The organism is Paenibacillus sp. FSL M7-0802 (assembly GCF_038004945.1).
In the GTDB taxonomy this organism is placed as follows: domain Bacteria; phylum Bacillota; class Bacilli; order Paenibacillales; family Paenibacillaceae; genus Paenibacillus; species Paenibacillus polymyxa_B.
In genome coordinates this window covers 3,394,760-3,412,422 of the sequence record NZ_JBBOSD010000001.1, presented here as the reverse complement: position 1 = coordinate 3,412,422, position 17,663 = coordinate 3,394,760, and the positions used below count along the sequence as shown (strand labels likewise).

14 protein-coding genes and 2 pseudogenes are annotated in these 17,663 nt (G+C 39.9%); 1 reads left to right on the top strand and 15 read right to left on the bottom strand.

The window, feature by feature from the left end; all coding sequences use genetic code 11:
* Positions 1 to 128 precede the first annotated feature (128 nt).
* The 4 genes and pseudogenes from MHB54_RS15845 to MHB54_RS15830 form a co-directional block, all read right to left on the bottom strand.
* A complete protein-coding gene (locus MHB54_RS15845) occupies positions 129 to 326 on the bottom strand; it encodes a cold shock domain-containing protein (RefSeq protein ID WP_013312263.1) in 198 nt (65 codons plus the stop codon).
* Between the two features lie 260 nt (positions 327 to 586).
* Positions 587 to 1,675, bottom strand: a complete 1,089-nt coding sequence (locus MHB54_RS15840) for a hypothetical protein (RefSeq protein ID WP_023990644.1) — start codon at positions 1,673 to 1,675, stop codon at positions 587 to 589.
* A 376-nt stretch (positions 1,676 to 2,051) separates the two neighbouring features.
* Positions 2,052 to 2,156: a hypothetical protein gene (locus MHB54_RS15835; protein ID WP_235322470.1), complete on the bottom strand. Its 105-nt coding sequence runs from the start codon at positions 2,154 to 2,156 to the stop codon at positions 2,052 to 2,054.
* Between the two features lie 1,385 nt (positions 2,157 to 3,541).
* Positions 3,542 to 4,240 (bottom strand): annotated as a pseudogene (locus MHB54_RS15830) (class I SAM-dependent methyltransferase); the annotation flags it as partial.
* 168 nt (positions 4,241 to 4,408) lie between these two features.
* Between MHB54_RS15830 and MHB54_RS28730 the strand changes: the two are divergent.
* Positions 4,409 to 4,894: pseudogene (locus tag MHB54_RS28730) on the top strand (transposase); the annotation flags it as partial.
* A gap of 309 nt (positions 4,895 to 5,203) precedes the next feature.
* Here the strand turns inward: MHB54_RS28730 and MHB54_RS15820 are convergent.
* The 11 genes from MHB54_RS15820 to pseB all read right to left on the bottom strand — a co-directional run bounded on the left by MHB54_RS15820 (position 5,204) and on the right by pseB (position 17,659).
* Positions 5,204 to 6,319: an FkbM family methyltransferase gene (locus MHB54_RS15820; protein ID WP_023990647.1), complete on the bottom strand. Its 1,116-nt coding sequence runs from the start codon at positions 6,317 to 6,319 to the stop codon at positions 5,204 to 5,206.
* 287 nt (positions 6,320 to 6,606) lie between these two features.
* Positions 6,607 to 6,726, bottom strand: coding sequence for a transposase (locus MHB54_RS28725; RefSeq protein ID WP_144390597.1), 120 nt, complete (start codon positions 6,724 to 6,726; stop codon positions 6,607 to 6,609).
* A gap of 104 nt (positions 6,727 to 6,830) precedes the next feature.
* Positions 6,831 to 7,364 carry a GNAT family N-acetyltransferase gene (locus MHB54_RS15815; RefSeq protein ID WP_023990649.1) on the bottom strand — a complete coding sequence of 178 codons (534 nt, stop codon included), beginning with the start codon at positions 7,362 to 7,364 and terminating at the stop codon, positions 6,831 to 6,833.
* Entirely contained in the window at positions 7,357 to 8,445 is a 1,089-nt protein-coding gene (locus MHB54_RS15810) for an N-acetylneuraminate synthase family protein (protein WP_023990650.1), read from the bottom strand. Before MHB54_RS15810 ends, MHB54_RS15815 begins: the two co-directional genes overlap by 8 nt.
* Positions 8,442 to 9,317 (bottom strand): sugar nucleotide-binding protein, encoded by an 876-nt coding sequence (locus MHB54_RS15805; protein WP_023990651.1) that lies wholly within the window; start codon positions 9,315 to 9,317, stop codon positions 8,442 to 8,444. The genes MHB54_RS15810 and MHB54_RS15805 overlap by 4 nt, the downstream gene beginning before the upstream one ends.
* A gap of 1,386 nt (positions 9,318 to 10,703) precedes the next feature.
* Positions 10,704 to 12,047, bottom strand: a complete 1,344-nt coding sequence (gene rfbH, locus MHB54_RS15800; RefSeq protein ID WP_023990652.1) for a lipopolysaccharide biosynthesis protein RfbH — start codon at positions 12,045 to 12,047, stop codon at positions 10,704 to 10,706.
* A 1-nt stretch (position 12,048) separates the two neighbouring features.
* Positions 12,049 to 13,134 carry a CDP-glucose 4,6-dehydratase gene (gene rfbG / locus MHB54_RS15795; RefSeq protein ID WP_200888130.1) on the bottom strand — a complete coding sequence of 362 codons (1,086 nt, stop codon included), beginning with the start codon at positions 13,132 to 13,134 and terminating at the stop codon, positions 12,049 to 12,051.
* Positions 13,116 to 13,895, bottom strand: a complete 780-nt coding sequence (gene rfbF, locus MHB54_RS15790; protein ID WP_023990654.1) for a glucose-1-phosphate cytidylyltransferase — start codon at positions 13,893 to 13,895, stop codon at positions 13,116 to 13,118. The genes rfbG and rfbF overlap by 19 nt, the downstream gene beginning before the upstream one ends.
* Positions 13,896 to 13,965: 70 nt before the next feature.
* On the bottom strand, positions 13,966 to 14,847 hold the full coding sequence (locus MHB54_RS15785) for an NAD-dependent epimerase/dehydratase family protein (protein WP_023990655.1): 882 nt from the start codon (positions 14,845 to 14,847) through the stop codon (positions 13,966 to 13,968).
* Positions 14,844 to 16,655: a thiamine pyrophosphate-binding protein gene (locus MHB54_RS15780; RefSeq protein WP_034095108.1), complete on the bottom strand. Its 1,812-nt coding sequence runs from the start codon at positions 16,653 to 16,655 to the stop codon at positions 14,844 to 14,846. The genes MHB54_RS15785 and MHB54_RS15780 overlap by 4 nt, the downstream gene beginning before the upstream one ends.
* 11 nt (positions 16,656 to 16,666) lie before the next feature.
* Positions 16,667 to 17,659: a UDP-N-acetylglucosamine 4,6-dehydratase (inverting) gene (gene pseB, locus MHB54_RS15775; protein ID WP_023990657.1), complete on the bottom strand. Its 993-nt coding sequence runs from the start codon at positions 17,657 to 17,659 to the stop codon at positions 16,667 to 16,669.
* Positions 17,660 to 17,663 lie beyond the last annotated feature (4 nt).

The window sequence follows — 17,663 nt, the reverse complement described above, 5'->3', positions numbered from 1 at the left end:
GGTAAGGGGCTTTTTTATGTAATTAGAAAACATAAAAAAGCCCTGGAATATTTTCCAGGGCAGTTGCTAGCGCGTTATCCATTGCTAACCATCTTACCAATTATGTAGGTCGGCTATGCCGGGGATGATTATAATTTGGTTACGTTAGCGGCTTGTGGTCCACGTGCGCCTTCGACAATGTCGAACTCCACGTCTTGTCCTTCTTCAAGTGTTTTGAAGCCTTCTGTTTGAATTGCGGAAAAATGTACAAATACGTCGCCGCCGTCAGACGTTTCAATGAAACCATAACCTTTTTCTGCGTTAAACCATTTTACTTTACCTTGCATGCACTAACATTCCCTTCGTCATCAAATGAAGTGAAGCTCTCGCCCACATTTCCGACTATACCACCCAAAGTTATCCATTGTCAATTGGAATTGATAATGTTTTCATTCATAGTTATTCCAATTTTACAAAGCAATCTATTTCTATAGATTGAAATGGTATATTAAGCAAAGAGTTTACTATACAAGTATAGTAAACTCTTTGTGAATGTTTGAAACTCCTAGGGAAAAAACATTGAAAATTTTTGTTATTTCTTTTTTACTTAATTATAGTAAACTACCGTTGGCTGGGGCTCAATTCCTTTTGCATAGTAGTAATTCAAGTTACTTACAAAATCAATTACTTTCTTTGTATCCAGATCATACACAAGAATGTCTGGATCTCCAGCCATATCAATAAAATCCAGGCGTCTCGGCGTAGTTCTGCCACTGGTGTCAACAAAAGAGGAACTGTGATACGGTGGATTGCCAGAACTATATGCAGATTCAAAATAGGTAAAAAGCGTATCTGCATTTAGAACAATCAAAACAGCATTATCAGAGCTTGCATAATTTGAGGTATACTTCACAGGCGTAGTGATACTTTTAACCCGAACATCTGATACATTATGACTCCTTGAAGAATAACTGCCACCACTGGAAAAGTTGAATTCTCTTGACCATTCCAAATTCGGGTTTGTCACCGTTGTATTGGCAATTTGGGTCCCATTCACCTTAATATCTCCGTTTGGATACTCAATGACCGTATATAACAAATTGTTAGAGTAGGATGTTAGCTTGGCCGCCTTACCATTAATCGGTGTATCCGCTGGCGAGGCCGCATTCATGCGGATACTATAGCTTTCACCTACCGTTCCTGTGGAGGTAACACGAAGTCCCCAGTCCCCTGCTTTTAAGTCTGTAGCAAACTTCAATTCAGAGGCCTTTCCTCCAAAACCCGTCAAACTTGCTGTCCCCGTGCTCCAATCAATCGAGTACAAGTCAAATCTATAATTGGGATTACTGGATTTGATCTGAGCCAGAATGCTTCTATCCGTAGGTACGTTAAAGAACCAAAAATCTGTTGGATCAGCTGTCGTTAAAGAATCAGTGAAACTCATGAGGTCACCGTTCACATTGAAATTAGACATTAATGTAACCCGATGATTGTTCACTTTAAGAGTCTCGCCATATACAGCCTCAGTCGTGCTAGTAGGTTCCAGCGCTTGAGTCGTATTAAGCGAAAGTGACGTATCAGTATCCTTCGCCGTTGAACTTGATGAGCTGGCCTCAACTGAGGCTGGAGCTATTGACATACTGCTTAAAACTAAAATGGCTAATAAAATTCCAGAAAGGTATTTTCCCCACTTCATAAACATCATCCCTTCTCAGAATATTTAAAATTATTAATAGATTGAAAATAATTCCTATGGATGATGTACTAATTATATAACATACTTAATTATCCTTTATTCTAAGATTTCGTCTTAGACGATCTTACATTGAATCTATGAACGAGCATTGATCAGCACCCTCGTCCAATAATACCAACTTTCCAATTTTTGAATTGGCGAGTGGTCAAGCCTTTTTAGCCCCTAACACACTACAGCTCTGTATATTTCAGAAACATTCAAAGGTGGCTTTCGGGTACTAGCTGGCGATGAACTGTAACCCTATATGAGGATAAAAAGGGACCCTCTAAATTAAGCTGCAATGAGATTACTTCTGAATACATCAGGGTTATCTTTTTTAATGTCCATTGATAAAGCTCCGAGTTGTAGTAAGCAATGTATACACGAACGCACGAAGTTCTTCTAGGGTTTGGCAGTCTTGGTAATCGAGTTCATCTTTCATATGACCAAAGAAGCTCTCCATAAAGGCATTATCCAAACAGTTCCCCTTTCGGGACATGATTGCTGGAACCCAGCATTCGCAAGAAGCATATGTGGTCTCGGATGGGTGTAGTGCATGCCCTGGTCCGAATGGAAGATGGCTTCGGGATGACTCTGGTGATCCCGTCGCTCCAACAGGCACTTGTATCGTCCTTTCCACAATCGGCAGTTCTAAACTATTCGACAAGTCATGCGCCAGAATCTGCTTGATTGCTCCGTCTTTGACACAGGACAGATAAGCCCGTTGAACGGTACCATAACGCAAATAGGTGATGTCAGTGAAGAGGACTTTTTCCGGCTCTCCCGTGTTAAACTGGTGCTTTAACAGATTGGGATAAGTCCAATGCTCCTGTATAGCTTTTGGAGCTGACGGTAAAGATTGGCTTGACGAATAGTAGCAACTAACTTGAACTTACTCATAGTCGCCGGATCTTTTTGTGGTTCATGAGGATACCGCTGAGCCGCTCTAGACGCACTTTAACCCTGCTCGTCCATTTAGGGCTTCGAAGTGCTTTTAAATGAGCAAATAGTTATGTTCATCCGAAACTCTCCTGCGCTGCCGGCTTGCTTCATCTCGGCGTCAACGGTAATAACCGCCAAGACAGATCTCAGCCACCGATGCATTCTTTAGCGGTATCATCCTCAGCATGATTTCATGCTTGAGTTCTGTACTATATCTAGCCATGGTCGCTCCACTGAACTAACATACGTGTTATTGTGGGGTACGACAACTATTATGACACAGGAGAGGATATCTCAGTAACCTTTCTTTATAACTCTGTTAGTTTTATCACTTTTATAGTTCCATTAAAAAGCAGGATAATAGAGTAAGGCTATCTTTCATATGACATTCACACAAAAGATAGCCTTATTATTAGATACTTTGATTTTGAGTGACTTACTGCAATAGGTCGTCGTGTTTAAAATCTCGCTCTTCCATTAAATTAAGATACATTAATACTTGGTCATCAGCTCATGTACATAAATACTGAATATTTATACAGTGTATCGCTATGCTTATTCATAAAAGAATAATACATTATATAAACCAATCATGATAAAATTATGAGCCAGTACGTTTAACATTAGTTGATGATCAATATCAAATCAACTAATGTCATCATCCACAAACGATGAAAATGTTAAAGATGGAAAACAGACCAGTGATCCTTAACAGTATCATTGTCGAACTTAGCTTGATACTCCACCTCGCACCAAAATCTCTTCTCCTTCAAAATAAACTATGGTATTCGTATAACCATATTTATTACATAAAGTATCAGTAATTTCTTTATTGTATGCTGCAGCAAAAATTATAATTAAATTACTCTCGTTAATTATACTTTGTTAAACTTTTTCAACTTGCAAATCAATACCACTTATATAAAGACCGACTTTATCATCAGATGAATCTACAAGGTGTTTAATAGCACTTGTATTATCTATCAGTTTTGAATACACTTCGCTTTTTGCCCCAGCGCCCCAAATGGTAATATTTTCATGTTTATACATTATTTCTCGCAACACTTTTCTTTGATCTTCTTTGGCATTATTAAAACCTGTGTGTTTTTTAGATTTTCTAACATATATGTCTAACTCTATTGTGTTAGCAACATTTTCAATTTCAATAATATCGAATTTCGCTTTTCTAACCATTGTTGCCAAGCTGAATGGCGTAAAATAATTCACATGCTCACAAATAATCTGATGGTATAACGACCGCTCAACAATGCTCTGCCCGTTTGGTACATTGATCAGGCCTACTCCACCTGGTTCGAGTATCTCATAAGCATGCTCCAAAATAGAATAAAAATCAAGGAGATGTTCAAAAACTTGAAAGTTCATAAAAGCTGAGTAGCCTTCCCCAATATCAAGTTGCTTATCGAAATAGGCATGAACAACATTAAGACCGGCTTCTTTGGCCAAGTCTGAATGTAATTTAGATGGTTCAACACCTATGCAGCTTTCAAAGTATTGACCGGCTGCTTTAAGTCCTTTTCCAGTTCCGCATCCGATTTCAAAAGGTTTCTCATTGCTGAAAGCATATTTATTTAGTTTGGATAGCTTACTATCTCAACTTTAGCAGAACGAGAATTGGTTTGGTTTCAATCCAGGCCTGAATTAAAGGCCATACAAGTCGTGGTCTTACCAGCACAGAAAAACACCGCTTCCTTTGGTAGAGTGAAAGTGTCCAGCAATCACAAACCACCTTCCATGATAAAACAAAAAGCTTCCTTTGAGCAACTACCCGCTGAACTTAAACCTGCCTTTCAAGAACTTGGTGTGCTTAAGCATTTACGAGAAGCTTGGTTTCGGAGTCCTTCAGCTACGCTTGCTCGCAATTGTTCCAACTTGACTTTGTCCTGCTTTTCATTAGAAGAACTGGTTTCGTGAAAGTGCAGAAGGTGAAGACTTTCAGAGCAAGAATGCCGTATATCGGTTTATGAATCATAGCGGCTTTGCTTGGCTTCGCTTTTTGACTTCGCTTAACAGTGATGCGGTGTAGCGAGTCGAGACCTTGACTTCCGTCACTCGAACTTTCGTATTCATTGTGGACGATTCCATGTTTGAGCGCAATCGGAGCAAAGTGGTAGAGCTTCTCACTCGTTTCAAAGATCACGCCATAGGTGTTTATATAAAGGGTTTCGCATGCTGATCTTGGGCTGGTCGGACGGTCATACGTTTCTTCCGTTGGACTGGATGGTGGCTTTACAAACAACTGGTGGAATTGATGAATGAAATCACCAATCAAGTCGGCAAGAAAACTATCCGCCATGATTAAATGTCTACTCCAGCACTGATTCTCCGCTCTGCCCATCTACATCAAGGCTTATCTGCCAATTTCAAGCTGCGAAAGTTGAGTAAGTAACTCCATAATTATTTTCACGAAGTAGAAATTATCCCCTCTTTTTCCCATTCATGCCTCATGATAGAGATACTTCATGTAACGCAATCCTATCTAGAAAAAAACAGGTCTTAATTATGTCATAATTAAGACCTATCTCCTAATTATATGCTAGCATAAAGAATGGTTTCTCCTATATGAACATCGCCTGACTCTTTAAAACCAACCTCATAAGGTCGTATCCATAGTTTATATTCGGGTACTATTGAAAGAATATACTCTGGAATCATAGGGATGTCTTCAGGTTTATGATACAAACAAATTGCCAACTTCGGTTTGTTTGTTTTAATGATTCTTTCAGCCCCTTTTAAGGCCGGAAGTTCTGCCCCTTCAATATCCATCTTGATAAATGTCACCGCTTCATCAGTAAGAACATCATCTATAGTTTTAACCTCAACTTCTATATCACCTTCATTTGATATATGCGCAGCTCCATCTACTCCACTTGAAAAACAAATAACCCCTTTACGGTCGAATACACCAATATTCATAAGTTCAACTCTAGCAATGCCCTCATTTTCTATGAAATTACGGGAACGAGTATAACAAGCCGGTTCAGGTTCAAAGGCAACTATTTTGTTATATTTTCCATTTACTTTGTCGGAAAATTGTTTGATTGTTGCGCCATCACTTACTCCGCAATCCAGATAAGTTTCATTTTCACTAAAACAAAATTCCGGAAATCCGAAATACATTTGTTCAGGAAAAAACTGAGAGTAGTAAACTTGTTCTCTGGGAAATCCCGACTGTGTTAAATATGACAACATACTAGCCGCATGATCAAAACTTGCAGTTATTACCAATGCATCACCATAATGTTTTACCAACTGTTCAGGTGAAATAACTTGAATGCTGTTATGAAGTTTTCCGTGAAAAATAGGATTTTTGTCACAGTATAAGTTTGCATCTAAACCGTAATATCTTAAAACATGAAGTGGCATCTTAGAGGCTCCGCCACATCCATATAACACAATAGCCTTGCCCTCATGCTGTCCACTTTTATATGAACGAATAAGGTCAAAAATGGATTTTTCAGGTTCATTTTGAATATTTTTTCTTCGAAAATCCTTATCTAGAGGTTCAATAATCTCAAACATTTTCCATAAATGTCTTCTGTCCCGATCATTAAAGTACTTTAACCGCTGGTCAACAATAACCTTTGAAACTTGATCTTGAAGGGCATGATACAACTTTTCATACTGTTTTTCCATATTAATCATACAAAAACTCCTTTGTAAACTAATTTTTACTAAAAAATATTATCATATACTTTACAGTCAAACTAACTGTATAGTAAGTAACTCAACTTTCGTAGAGCGAGAATTGGTTTAGTTTCAATCCAAGGCTGAATTAAAGGTCGTATAAGTCGTGGTCTTGCCAGCATAGAAAAACACCGCTTCCTTTGATAGAGTGAAAGTGTCCAGCAATCACAAACCACAGAAGAGATGTACCTTCCATGATAAAACAAAAAGCTTACTTTGAGCAACTACCCGCTGAACTGAATAAATCAATTCTCCGCCCGGATCGCCAATGGCCCTTTCAGCACTTTATATCGATATTTCCTCATCCAAATCACATGATATTTGATTTCATATACCGCATGGCTATTCTTTTGGTACCCTTTCATACTCTCACCTTTTTAGTGAAAGTATTTCCAGTTCGCTGAAGGCTAAAGCGGATACCGTCTGAAGACGGTGGAGTTAGACCCCGCTCTTGGAAATTAAAATTGTATTACGAAGGAATCGGATCACTACTTAAAAGACTATAAAATAAAGAATCGCTCCATTTCCCATGTGACCAATGTGTTTGTCGATGGCGACCATCTAGTTGAAAACCGACTCGCTCTAGCATTTCCTTTTTCTTGAAATCAAACTCATATATTTCACACCATAATCGATGAAGGTTTAATTCTGAAAATGCGTAATTGATCAACATTTTGGCTGCATCTAAAGCGTAATGCTTATCAATATATAAGTCTTGAAATCCAATATAAATGGAGAAATCGGCATTTCTATTAATCCAATCAATATAGCATATACCACAAGCTCCTAATAGTTTCTGAACTTTATAGTCCTCAATGGCAAACATGATTGTATTTATATCATTAACTACCTTGGTTTCAAACCACTTTTCCTGATTATATTGATTCAGTTCACGGTATTCACGAAAATACTGCCTAAGTTCAGCATTATTTCTCCATTCTAGCAGTTGCGCAAGATCCACACGTTCAATCGCCCGCAACGCAACTTTATCCCCTTTAAGCATCTTGATACACCAAATCTTGCATAAACAATGCATCACCTTTTCTTTTCACTATCTTTAAACGTTTACCTATAACTTCATTTTTTCGGTAAGGTTCAATTCCATCCCGCGGGGCGGGACGCAATACTTCGAGATCTTCTTCCCGTATGATATGACCGATCTGAAGATTATCTTTTACTCGCAGACATCTTCGTTGAACAACTACTGTATCCTGTTCGTTATTCTCTACACGTTTAATCCCATCGCCCAAGGCTATTTCTAGCTCCCTGCTCCTATCAACCATTTCTTTCCACGTTGTCGGATTCATAGAAAATATATGATCAGGCCCAATTCTGTTGTTATCATCCGTAAAATGCTTTTCAATCACTTTGGCACCAAGTGCAATCGCTCCTAGAACTGTTGCATGGCCAAAGGTATGGTCAGACAATCCAAGTATCATTTGCGGGTATTTTAATCCGTAAGACTGCAAAACGTTGAGATTAATATGTTTAAAATTCTCAAGATCACCAGTATAATTAGTATTGCATTGCAGAAGTACAAATTTACGAGTGTGTTGTAGAGCCGACTCGACAGACCTCTCGACATCTTCCATAGATGAAGCCCCTGTTGCCAAAATTACTGGTTTTCCCATTTTAGATATTTCTTCGATAAACTCCACCCATGTAATATCACCCGATCCAATTTTATATGCCGGTATGTATTGATCCAGCAAATGAATCGCCTCATAATCATACGGAGTAGTCATGAAATCAATTTGTGCTTTTTTCGCAGTAAGTGCAAGTTCCTCATTCCAGTCTCGATTACATTCATATTCCTTGTAAGTGTCAAATACACTTTTTTTCCAATCGGATTGATGACTCAAAGCACTTTTAAGATTGCGGAACCCAAAATCACTCACGATTTTTTCCGCCTTAAAGTGCTGAAATTTAGCGGCATCTGCCCCAGCTTCTTTAGCCATCCAAATTAACTCCTTAGCGCGGGAAAGATCACCATCGTGATTCGCAGCTATGTCAGCGATGAAATAAGCAGGCGATTCTGCATCAATAATTCTATTATTAATTTGAATTGAAGTATCATATCTCAAGATTGTTCCCCCTCAAAGTAATCTACATAGAGACGATCTATTACTTGTTCCAGATCTGGCATTGTATACCCCAATAAACGTTCAGCCTTCCCTACATTTAAGCCCATGCTTAATGACCTTTGAACTCCAGTTCCATTCACATAACTTGCCACGTCTACATTCCCTGTGTTAAGTTCAAATTTGCGAGCCAAACGTAGCACAAAATCTTTTTTGCTAACCGATTCAGCTGAGGCAATATTTAAAATTCCTTTTGCTTTTCGCAAAATAAGATCATACATAATCTCTGCAAATTGAGATACGGCAATGCTAGAAGCGTACACATTTTCAAAGAGTTTCATATTTTCTTGGTTATGCAGTGAGCGAAGTACCCATTCAACAAACGTAGGTCTCGCTTCCAAATTTCTGAATCCGATAATATTTGTTCGAATAACTAGACTATTCGGGGCCGTAAGAGCAAAACATTCTGCTGCATATTTTGTTCTCGCATACTCGTTCAACAATGTAATTGGAGCTTTTTCATCGTGTAATATATTTTTCTGATCCGCATAAAAATGGTCTGTCGAAATTTGAATAAGATACTTATTTCGAGAAGATGCATAATCTGCTAAAAACGAGACTGGTCTGGCATTTATTAAATAGGCACTGCTAGGGTTAGCTTCGCATAATTGCAAATTTACGTTTGCTAATGCATTAATAATGATATCCGGTTCCAGTTCATTCAAATGTTTTGTCAGAAGTTCTGCATGAACAACATCTAAATTGATATCGGCATTTGTCCGGGACAATGTGTACAACTCAACACCATGCTTGGAAAATTCCTTAACCACTGCTTTACCAAGCATGCCCGTAGAACCACAGAGAAGGACTCTCAACTGTGAACCCTCCCACTATATATTAATGTTTTCTCTCATTTGCTCCCTTTTTCTTAAGTTTTCAACTTCGACTTCCTTAAGAGTCGGGCAAATCACGCTCGAGTGACATATTTTCTTAAGATGCCGGTGACAGGAATAGAGCTTGGAGCTCATTTTCCATTCTGTGGATGTTACTTATGATCGCGCCTTGGATATCCACATCATTCCTTTGACGGTTTACCCTCCCAGCCACACGGGGTCTTAGCTCTCATATTCCTTCGTTCTACCTCTCAAGGGGGGGGCGCTTCTTGCTCCTTTACTTGGTCGTGCCGTTATGGTCTAAGAATCTGCGGCTCTCCGTACTTCAGTTGTTGTTAAACCTTAGACTTGAATGATACAAATGGTTTAAATTGGTTTAAAATAGTTTAAGTAGCCAGTTGAAGTCGGAATCGGCGTACCGCTCCTAAAATACCAGCTGCATGATAACAAATACGTTTTGTTCCTAAAGTGTACAGCACACGTATAAGCTTTCCACATAACGCCACGATCGATTGTTTCTTTTTGAACGGATTGTGATTGCGCTTCATGGATTAGGGATGTAGCGCTTTAAACACAGCATTCTTTGCCAGCATGGGCAGTATTGCACGGAATGACAGCGCCCTCAGCCTTCATCGTTCACGCTTGGTGATGGTGGACTTGCCCCTTCTTCTTTCCAGGGCTGTTCTCCTTCAGATTAAACCCTGCAAGCCGAATAACTAACTTGAAAATAGTAAAAAAGACCATCTTTTCTGTAAAATCGTTTGTACCACCAAGCGATTTAAGAAAGAGACGATCTCACGAAAAATACCATCACGATTACGCCAATCCTTCAATCCGTACTGACTTCAGAAGAAGTCGAAACGGTTGCTCAACTGATCGGGTACGAAGATCATGCTCGAAAGTTCACATTATAACATTTAGCGCAATACTGGTGCTTGGATGCGTACGAACAAGAAGGTAGATATCGCTCAGGGGTTGACTGTGCGATATCCAGTGGCTTGCCCGTGGTTCATTATTCTCGGTTTTCCACCAAAGCAGCGGAAGTTCCGTTTACGGTTTTTAACGAACTCTTTGAACTGCTCGTCTGTAAATCGAATCGGGAAACTCGTCGGAAACTGGACTCCCCCTAGGAACTGCTTCTCATCGATTCCACAACGATCACTGTAGGTAAAACCCGCTTGTTTAGGCAGTACTTCTTAGCCTTTACTTCTAATAAAATCGATCATATTACCCTAGTGGTCTCTACACTACAGACAATATCACTTCATGTTTTCTTAAACGGAGTTGTCCAGCCAGAGTGAGACATCTCATTATATGGCCAGTACCCATAAGAAGAGAGGCACACGCTCGTATTACAACTCTCATGGTCTATACAACATCCACAGGATGCTCATGTAAAAATTGTTTTATTTTGTTTGCCATGTAGTCTATCATCTTATTGGTCATGCCCGGATAGACGCCAATCCAGAAGGTGTTGTCCATGATTCGGTTGGTTTGCGTAAGGTGGCCTACCACACGGTAGCCCTTGCCTTCTTTTCTCATCTCATCAAAACAAGGGTGTTTCAATAAGTTTCCTGCGAACAACATACGAGTTTGAATCCCTTGCTCCTCGAGATAACGAACAAGTTCGTTCCTGCTTATTCCTTCTCTCACCGTAATCAAAAATCCAAACCAGCTTGGTTTTGAATTTTCCACAGGTTCGGGCAAAATGATTTTGTCTTGACAATCTAAAAGCAGTGAGTGCAGATACTCCCAATTCTTTCTTCTCGACTCCACGAATGCCGGGAGTTTTTTCAACTGAGTGCAGCCAATAGCCGCCTGCATATCGGTTACCTTCAGATTGTATCCAAAATGGGAATACACATATTTATGGTCATACCCACAGGGAAGCTCCCCATATTGTCCACTAAAACGACGCCCACAAGTATTGTCTACTCCCGGGTCACACCAGCAATCACGACCCCAATCGCGAAATGACCGAATTATTTTATGCAGTAAACCACTCTTCGTGTATACTGCACCACCTTCCCCCATTGTAATATGATGAGGAGGGTAGAAGCTGGATGTAGCAATATCACCAAAAGAGCCTGTCTTTCTCCACTGCCCGTCCATTTCATATTCAGTTCCCAAAGCATCACAGTTATCTTCAATGAGCCATAGCTTATGTTTATCGCAAAATTTTCGAATTTCTGAAACATTAAAAGGATTTCCAAGTGTATGTGCAATCATTACAGCTTTCGTTCTATCCGATAACGCAGCCTCCAACTGGCTACAATCAATGTTATACTGCGGTATGTTCACATCCACAAAAACGGGTACTGCCCCAAATTGAATAATTGGAGATACTGTAGTGGGAAAACCAGCAGCAACTGTAATAACTTCATCCCCACGACGAATGGCCCGATCTCCCAGCCTTGGCGAGGTAAGTGCCATAAAAGCTACTAGGTTAGCTGAGGAACCTGAGTTGACAAGCGAGCAAAACCGTACACCCACATAGCTTGCAAGGCTCTCCTCAAACTCATCGGTATATCTGCCAGCGGTCAGCCAAAAATCAAGTGAAGAGTCAACAAGATTCATCATATCTTCCTGATCGAAAACGCGTCCCGCGTAAGGAATACGATCTCCAGGAGTATATGAATCTTTAGGTTTGTGATGCTCATTATAATAATCACTAACCAAAGCTAATATTTGATTCCTCAAGTCATCTGCCATTTTAAGTTACACTCCTGTAAAAGTCCGATATTTGGGTATCCGTGAAGACTGTAATAGTATTCCTTTCATTGAGGAAATGTCTGTACCAGCTTACAGTTTGGTCAACTGCCTCTGAGATTACCCACTTTTGCCTCCAATTAAGGATGGTTCTCGCCTTCGTGCTGTCAATTTTCAAGTACGTAGCCTCATGATGCTCACTGTTACTCCGCGTGAACCAAGTCAGATTATCCCCCCAATAATGGCAGAACTGACCAACTAACTCGCCCGTAGTCAAGCAATTATCGTCAGAAGGCCCAAAATTGTAGCTTCCCTCGAATCGTTCTTTATCTTCATATTGTTTTTTTGCAAGTAGTAAGTATCCACTAAGACAGTCTAAGACATGCTGATAAGGTCTTATCGAATGAGGGGAACGTACGACCACAGGCTTCCCCTCACTAGCTGCACGAAAACAATCAGGGATAATACGATCATTGGCAAAATCGCCACCTCCAATGACATTCCCCGAACGCGCCGTGGATAGGGCACTACTGTCATTGGCACAAAAGAACGAATTTTGGTAACTGAAAGTAACTAGCTCACTACAAGACTTACTATTAGAATAGGGATCAAGCCCGCAGAGGTTTTCATTTTCACGATAGGCCCATAAAAATTCTTTGTTTTCATATACCTTATCTGTGGTGATATTAACCGTGGAACGTACAGAATCACAGTGTCGAACTGCCTCTAATATGTTTACAGTCCCCATAATATTAGTGTGGAATGTCCCAACAGGATCAAGATAAGACTGTAGAACAAGCGGTTGAGCTGCTAAATGGAAAACGATATCGGGCCGAATCTTTGATACCGTATTACCAAGTAACTCGATATCTTGAATATCCCCTATATAGCTTTCTACTTTTTCAGACAACTGTAACAAGTTATACAAACCTTTATCTTCAGGCTCTAACGAATATCCAATAACGGTAGCCCCTGCATTAAGCAAGATACGACATAACCAGCTCCCCTTAAATCCTGTGTGGCCCGTTACGAATACTTTTTTACCACGATAGAACTCAAACACTTCCAGATTCATATCCAAATCTTCCATGGAGGATGCTCCTCTTTCCACAAATCTTCTAAGGCAAACTTATCTCTCTGCGTATCCATACACTGCCAAAATCCATGATGCTTATACGCATGGAGTTGACTATCATGGGCCAAGTTATTCAGTGGCTCTTTCTCAAAAACTTCCTTGTCGTCTTCACTTATATAATCAAACACCTGGGGCTCCAGCACCATAAACCCACCATTAATCCATGCGGTATTCTCGATAGCTTTCTCCTGAAAGTTATCGACCGTATTATCCTCACTAATCTCCAGCAATCCAAATCTACCCGCAGGTTTAACAGTTGTTAGGGTTGCGATCTTCCCAGACTTTTCATGTTCTTCAAGCAACAAATTTAGGTTAATGTCACTTACACCATCACCGTAGGTAAGAAAGAACCTTTCTCCCTGCACATACTTTTGTATCTTTTTGATTCTACCAGCAGTTTGAGTCTCAAATCCGGTATCGACTAATGTTACTCTCCAGGGCTCTACATTATTATTATGAATAGTCATGCTATTATTATTAGAGAAGTCGAACGTAACATCTGACATATGGAGATAATAGTTAGAGAAGAATTCTTTGATCACATAACCTTTATATCCAAGACAAATTACAAAATCATTGAAACCAAACCCAGAATAAATCTTCATAATATGCCATAGGATGGGTTTCCCGCCGATCTCTATCATCGGTTTTGGCTTCAAATGAGATTCTTCACTGATTCTTGTGCCTAGGCCTCCGGCCAATAATACAACCTTCATTCAGCCACCCCTTCTCGATTCATTGTCCTCAGCAAGCTATGCTGCAATGGATTGTATCCCTGCAAAGAATCTATTTTGTCTGAGCAAGTACATTGTAATCAATGAATTCACGATTCTGAAGGTACCAGTTATACAGCAATTCAATACCACTTTGCAGACTGCGAGAAGAGAAATTCGACATTTGCTCTCGAAGTCTTTTATTCGCACCGGTATACGTCAGATTTCGGCCTTCATTCAAGACAACTACGGGTAGGTCTTTACCTGAAGCATCCAAGACCATCCTTGCGATTTCAGAGAGATCGTATGGAGCAGATGTACACACGTTATAGTCATGAAAATCAGGTGAATGCTCCAGGAACCAATCTACTACTGAAAATAAATCTTCAATATACAGAAAATCAAATGAGCAATCCTGTCGGATAGAAAGTGGCAAATTGAACATAGCTTTACAACATAAATTTGAGATAAATGTTGTTCTCCAATTTTCATACTTACCATACACACCGAAAAGCCTTAAATTATATATATTCTTGGACGTTTGGGCAGCATGATTCATAATATATTTACCAAATCCATATGCATTAACAGGAATACTACGTCCTATCTCATCCTCTGTAATCAAATTTATATCGTAACGCTTATCATATTCAGCTCCAGAGCCAAAATAAATAATTTTATCCAATTGATCATGACAGAACTGGAGGTTATAAAACATTTTTAAATTCGCATCCAGTTCAGCTTCTGGGGCAAAGGATCGCTTAGTAAATGTCGCCGCGTGAACAACGCATTCGATTTGGTTTTTATCAATAAATCGTCTGACTTGATCCAGATCACACAAATCCAATTCTGTACTTGACGTTATGAAAACCTGTTTACTTTGCTCCAAATGCTCCTTCAAATTCCGCCCTATGAAACCGTTTGGGCCTGCCCCTGTAATCCAGACTCGCTTCATTTTTCATTTACTACAAATCTCATATTTTCGCGAACCTCATCAGGGGAAAGAAAAGGATACAGATCCTCAAGAGAAGAAGATATTAAGGACCCATCTTCATTAACTTTAGTCATCGCTTTAGGAATTTCATCAAATTCGATGCTTCCCATCACCTCGCATAAAACAGGGCGATCGTCCTTCATCACTTGGTCAAGAATCTCGTCCAATCTATCGTTGGTATCAATTCGGTAGTAATCCAAACCGTACAAATCAGCTATTTTGTCAGCAGCAGGGAACTCAAGCAATGTCTCTGGCGTGCAGGCTGAGTAATTAGACTTAAAATGGTTTCGTTGCATAATATAAATAGAGGCGTAACCACCATTGTTCAATACAAATAGCTTAATCGGAAGTTCATAGGTGGATATGAGCTGAAGCTCTTGAAGGTTGTGCTGCAAGCTTCCGTCCCCTTCTAAAGCAATTGTCCTTTTCTTACCTCCGGCAATGGAAGAGGCAATTGCAGAAGGTAAAGTAAAGCCCATTGAACCCAAACCCATTGAAGTAATAAATTTCTGCCCTTTTTGAACATTAAAAGACATATGAGAAATACCACAAGTGCGTCCCGATGAAGATCCGACTATAATATCATCTTGTGAACAACGCCGGCTAATCTCGTAACCGAGTCTATATCCATCTACATATCTATCGCCTTTAGAGGGTTGAGCTTCTTCTAGCAGCTGATATTTCTCACGCATTTCATAACAATAAGAGAGCCAAGTGGTTAGATCGGGCTTATCGTAAAGCTGAATTTGACTATGCATTGCACGTACAAAAGAAGAGGCATCCACCGATAAAGTCTCTGAAAGTGGAATTGATAGCCGATTAATTTCGTGTTCATCAATATCAACAACCACTTTTTTAGCATTAGGCGCAAAGTTTTTAAGGTTGTAAGCAGTCATGGCGGCATTCAAACGTGCTCCTATTACAATCAAAACATCAGTATTTTGTAAGATGTAATTGGAATAACGAGTTCCGGGCGAACCTGGATGGCCAAAATATAAGGAGTCGGAATCGGAAAATACCCCTTTCGCCCTCCATGATGCGAGGACTGGGATTCCTAGACTACGAACGAGTTCTTCAAATTCATCGGCAATACCCGAAGCGACCAAGCCATGTCCAATCAAAAAAGCTGGTCGCTTAGCTGTGTTCAACAAATCGAAAATTCTAGAAATTTGCATCCCATCGGTGGTATTAAATCTGCTGTTATAACCCTCTTCTTCAGGGTTAAATCCATACAGTGTGGTCTCATCTATTAAGGCCCCCTGTATATCTAGAGGAATATCAATCCATACAGGGCCGCGACGCCCATTAGTTGCTAAAAAGAGCGCCTTCTCTAAATGATAGCGTATACTTTGCTTGTCTAATACAATTTCAGCATACTTTGTTATCGGTTTGGCAATGGAAACAACATCCACTTCCTGAGCGCCCACCTGACGCACACCTGTATCCCCTACTAAATCAGTTGATTTTGCCTGTCCGGAGATGACTAGTACTGGGTTGGAGTCAAGATACGAGGCTGTTACACCTGTTACAGCATTGGTTCCCCCAGGCCCAGTTGTTAAGAGACATACTCCTAAATTATTTGTATATTGGGAATAGCTGTCTGCGCAGATGGACGTAGCTTGTTCATTCAAATTACAAATAATGTTTAAAGACGCGGATCGTTCGGCCGAGTCTAGCAAATGCATCATTCCTCCACCGGAAATGAGGAAAATATCCTTCACTCCGGTGTTTTCAATGAATTGAATTACATAATCAGAAAGCTTTATCATGAAAATTCTCCTTAATCCATCCGTGCTACCAGCTCGGATAATTGTTTTACTGTAAGCCACTCAGTGTTGGTACCAGAATTGTATTCGAACCCCGGGGAAACTTTTCTTCCACCAGGAATATAGTTACTCTCGTCATAGATCCACCAATCCATGTTTGGATATATAACGAAAAATTCGTCATATTCATAGGTATGAGCGGAATCTTCAGAGGTAATCATTACTTCGTGCATTTTCTCCCCTTCACGAATCCCTACCTGTTGCAATTCATGAGTCGGAGCCATGGCTTTGGCCAAGTCAGTAATTTTAAAAGAGGGGATTTTAGAAACATAAGTTTCCCCACCGCGAGAATTCTCCAAAGCAGTCATTACAAGCTCTACCCCGCGTTCTAGACTTATCCAGAACCTGGTCATTTGAAAATCTGTAATTGGAAGAGTGAAAGTGCCATTACTCAAAAGCTCTTCGAAAAATGGAATGACTGATCCACGGCTTCCTGCAACATTGCCATAACGTACTACCGAAAACGAACTTCTTGTCCCGCCTGTGTAGGCATTAGCAGAAATGAACAGCTTATCAGACACCAATTTTGTGCCGCCATACAAGTTTATTGGGTTAACTGCTTTATCAGTCGAGAGAGCTACGACCTTCTTTACATTGCGATCCAAAGCCGCATCAATAACATTCGTTGCACCGTTAATGTTTGTTTTAATAGCTTCAATTGGGTTGTACTCACAAGCAGGAACTTGTTTCATGGCAGCTGCATGAATAACATAGTCCACTCCGTCAAATGCTCGCATTAGCCGATCTACGTCACGGACATCACCAATAAAAAATCTTAGAATATCTGTATATTCTTTAAACTTACTCTTCATTAAGAATTGCTTGTACTCATCCCGAGAAAAAATAATAATTTTTTTTGGTTTATAGTTATTCAATAGAAATTCAGTAAAATATTGTCCAAAAGTACCTGTCCCTCCGGTTATCAATACTACTTTATCATTCAGCATTTGT

What these genes read in the sequence shown, in the direction of transcription:
- MHB54_RS15835 (WP_235322470.1), bottom strand. Translation starts at nt 2,156, where the DNA reads ATGAAAGATGAACTCGATTACCAAGACTGCCAAACCCTAGAAGAACTT.
- MHB54_RS15820 (WP_023990647.1), bottom strand. Translation starts at nt 6,319, where the DNA reads ATGATTAATATGGAAAAACAGTATGAAAAGTTGTATCATGCCCTTCAA.
- rfbF (WP_023990654.1), bottom strand. Translation starts at nt 13,895, where the DNA reads ATGAAGGTTGTATTATTGGCCGGAGGCCTAGGCACAAGAATCAGTGAA.
- MHB54_RS15815 (WP_023990649.1), bottom strand. Translation starts at nt 7,364, where the DNA reads ATGCTTAAAGGGGATAAAGTTGCGTTGCGGGCGATTGAACGTGTGGAT.
- rfbG (WP_200888130.1), bottom strand. Translation starts at nt 13,134, where the DNA reads ATGGAAGATTTGGATATGAATCTGGAAGTGTTTGAGTTCTATCGTGGT.
- pseB (WP_023990657.1), bottom strand. Translation starts at nt 17,659, where the DNA reads ATGCTGAATGATAAAGTAGTATTGATAACCGGAGGGACAGGTACTTTT.
- MHB54_RS28725 (WP_144390597.1), bottom strand. Translation starts at nt 6,726, where the DNA reads ATGAAAGGGTACCAAAAGAATAGCCATGCGGTATATGAAATCAAATAT.
- MHB54_RS15840 (WP_023990644.1), bottom strand. Translation starts at nt 1,675, where the DNA reads ATGAAGTGGGGAAAATACCTTTCTGGAATTTTATTAGCCATTTTAGTT.
- MHB54_RS15845 (WP_013312263.1), bottom strand. Translation starts at nt 326, where the DNA reads ATGCAAGGTAAAGTAAAATGGTTTAACGCAGAAAAAGGTTATGGTTTC.
- MHB54_RS15785 (WP_023990655.1), bottom strand. Translation starts at nt 14,847, where the DNA reads ATGAAGCGAGTCTGGATTACAGGGGCAGGCCCAAACGGTTTCATAGGG.
- MHB54_RS15780 (WP_034095108.1), bottom strand. Translation starts at nt 16,655, where the DNA reads ATGATAAAGCTTTCTGATTATGTAATTCAATTCATTGAAAACACCGGA.
- rfbH (WP_023990652.1), bottom strand. Translation starts at nt 12,047, where the DNA reads ATGGCAGATGACTTGAGGAATCAAATATTAGCTTTGGTTAGTGATTAT.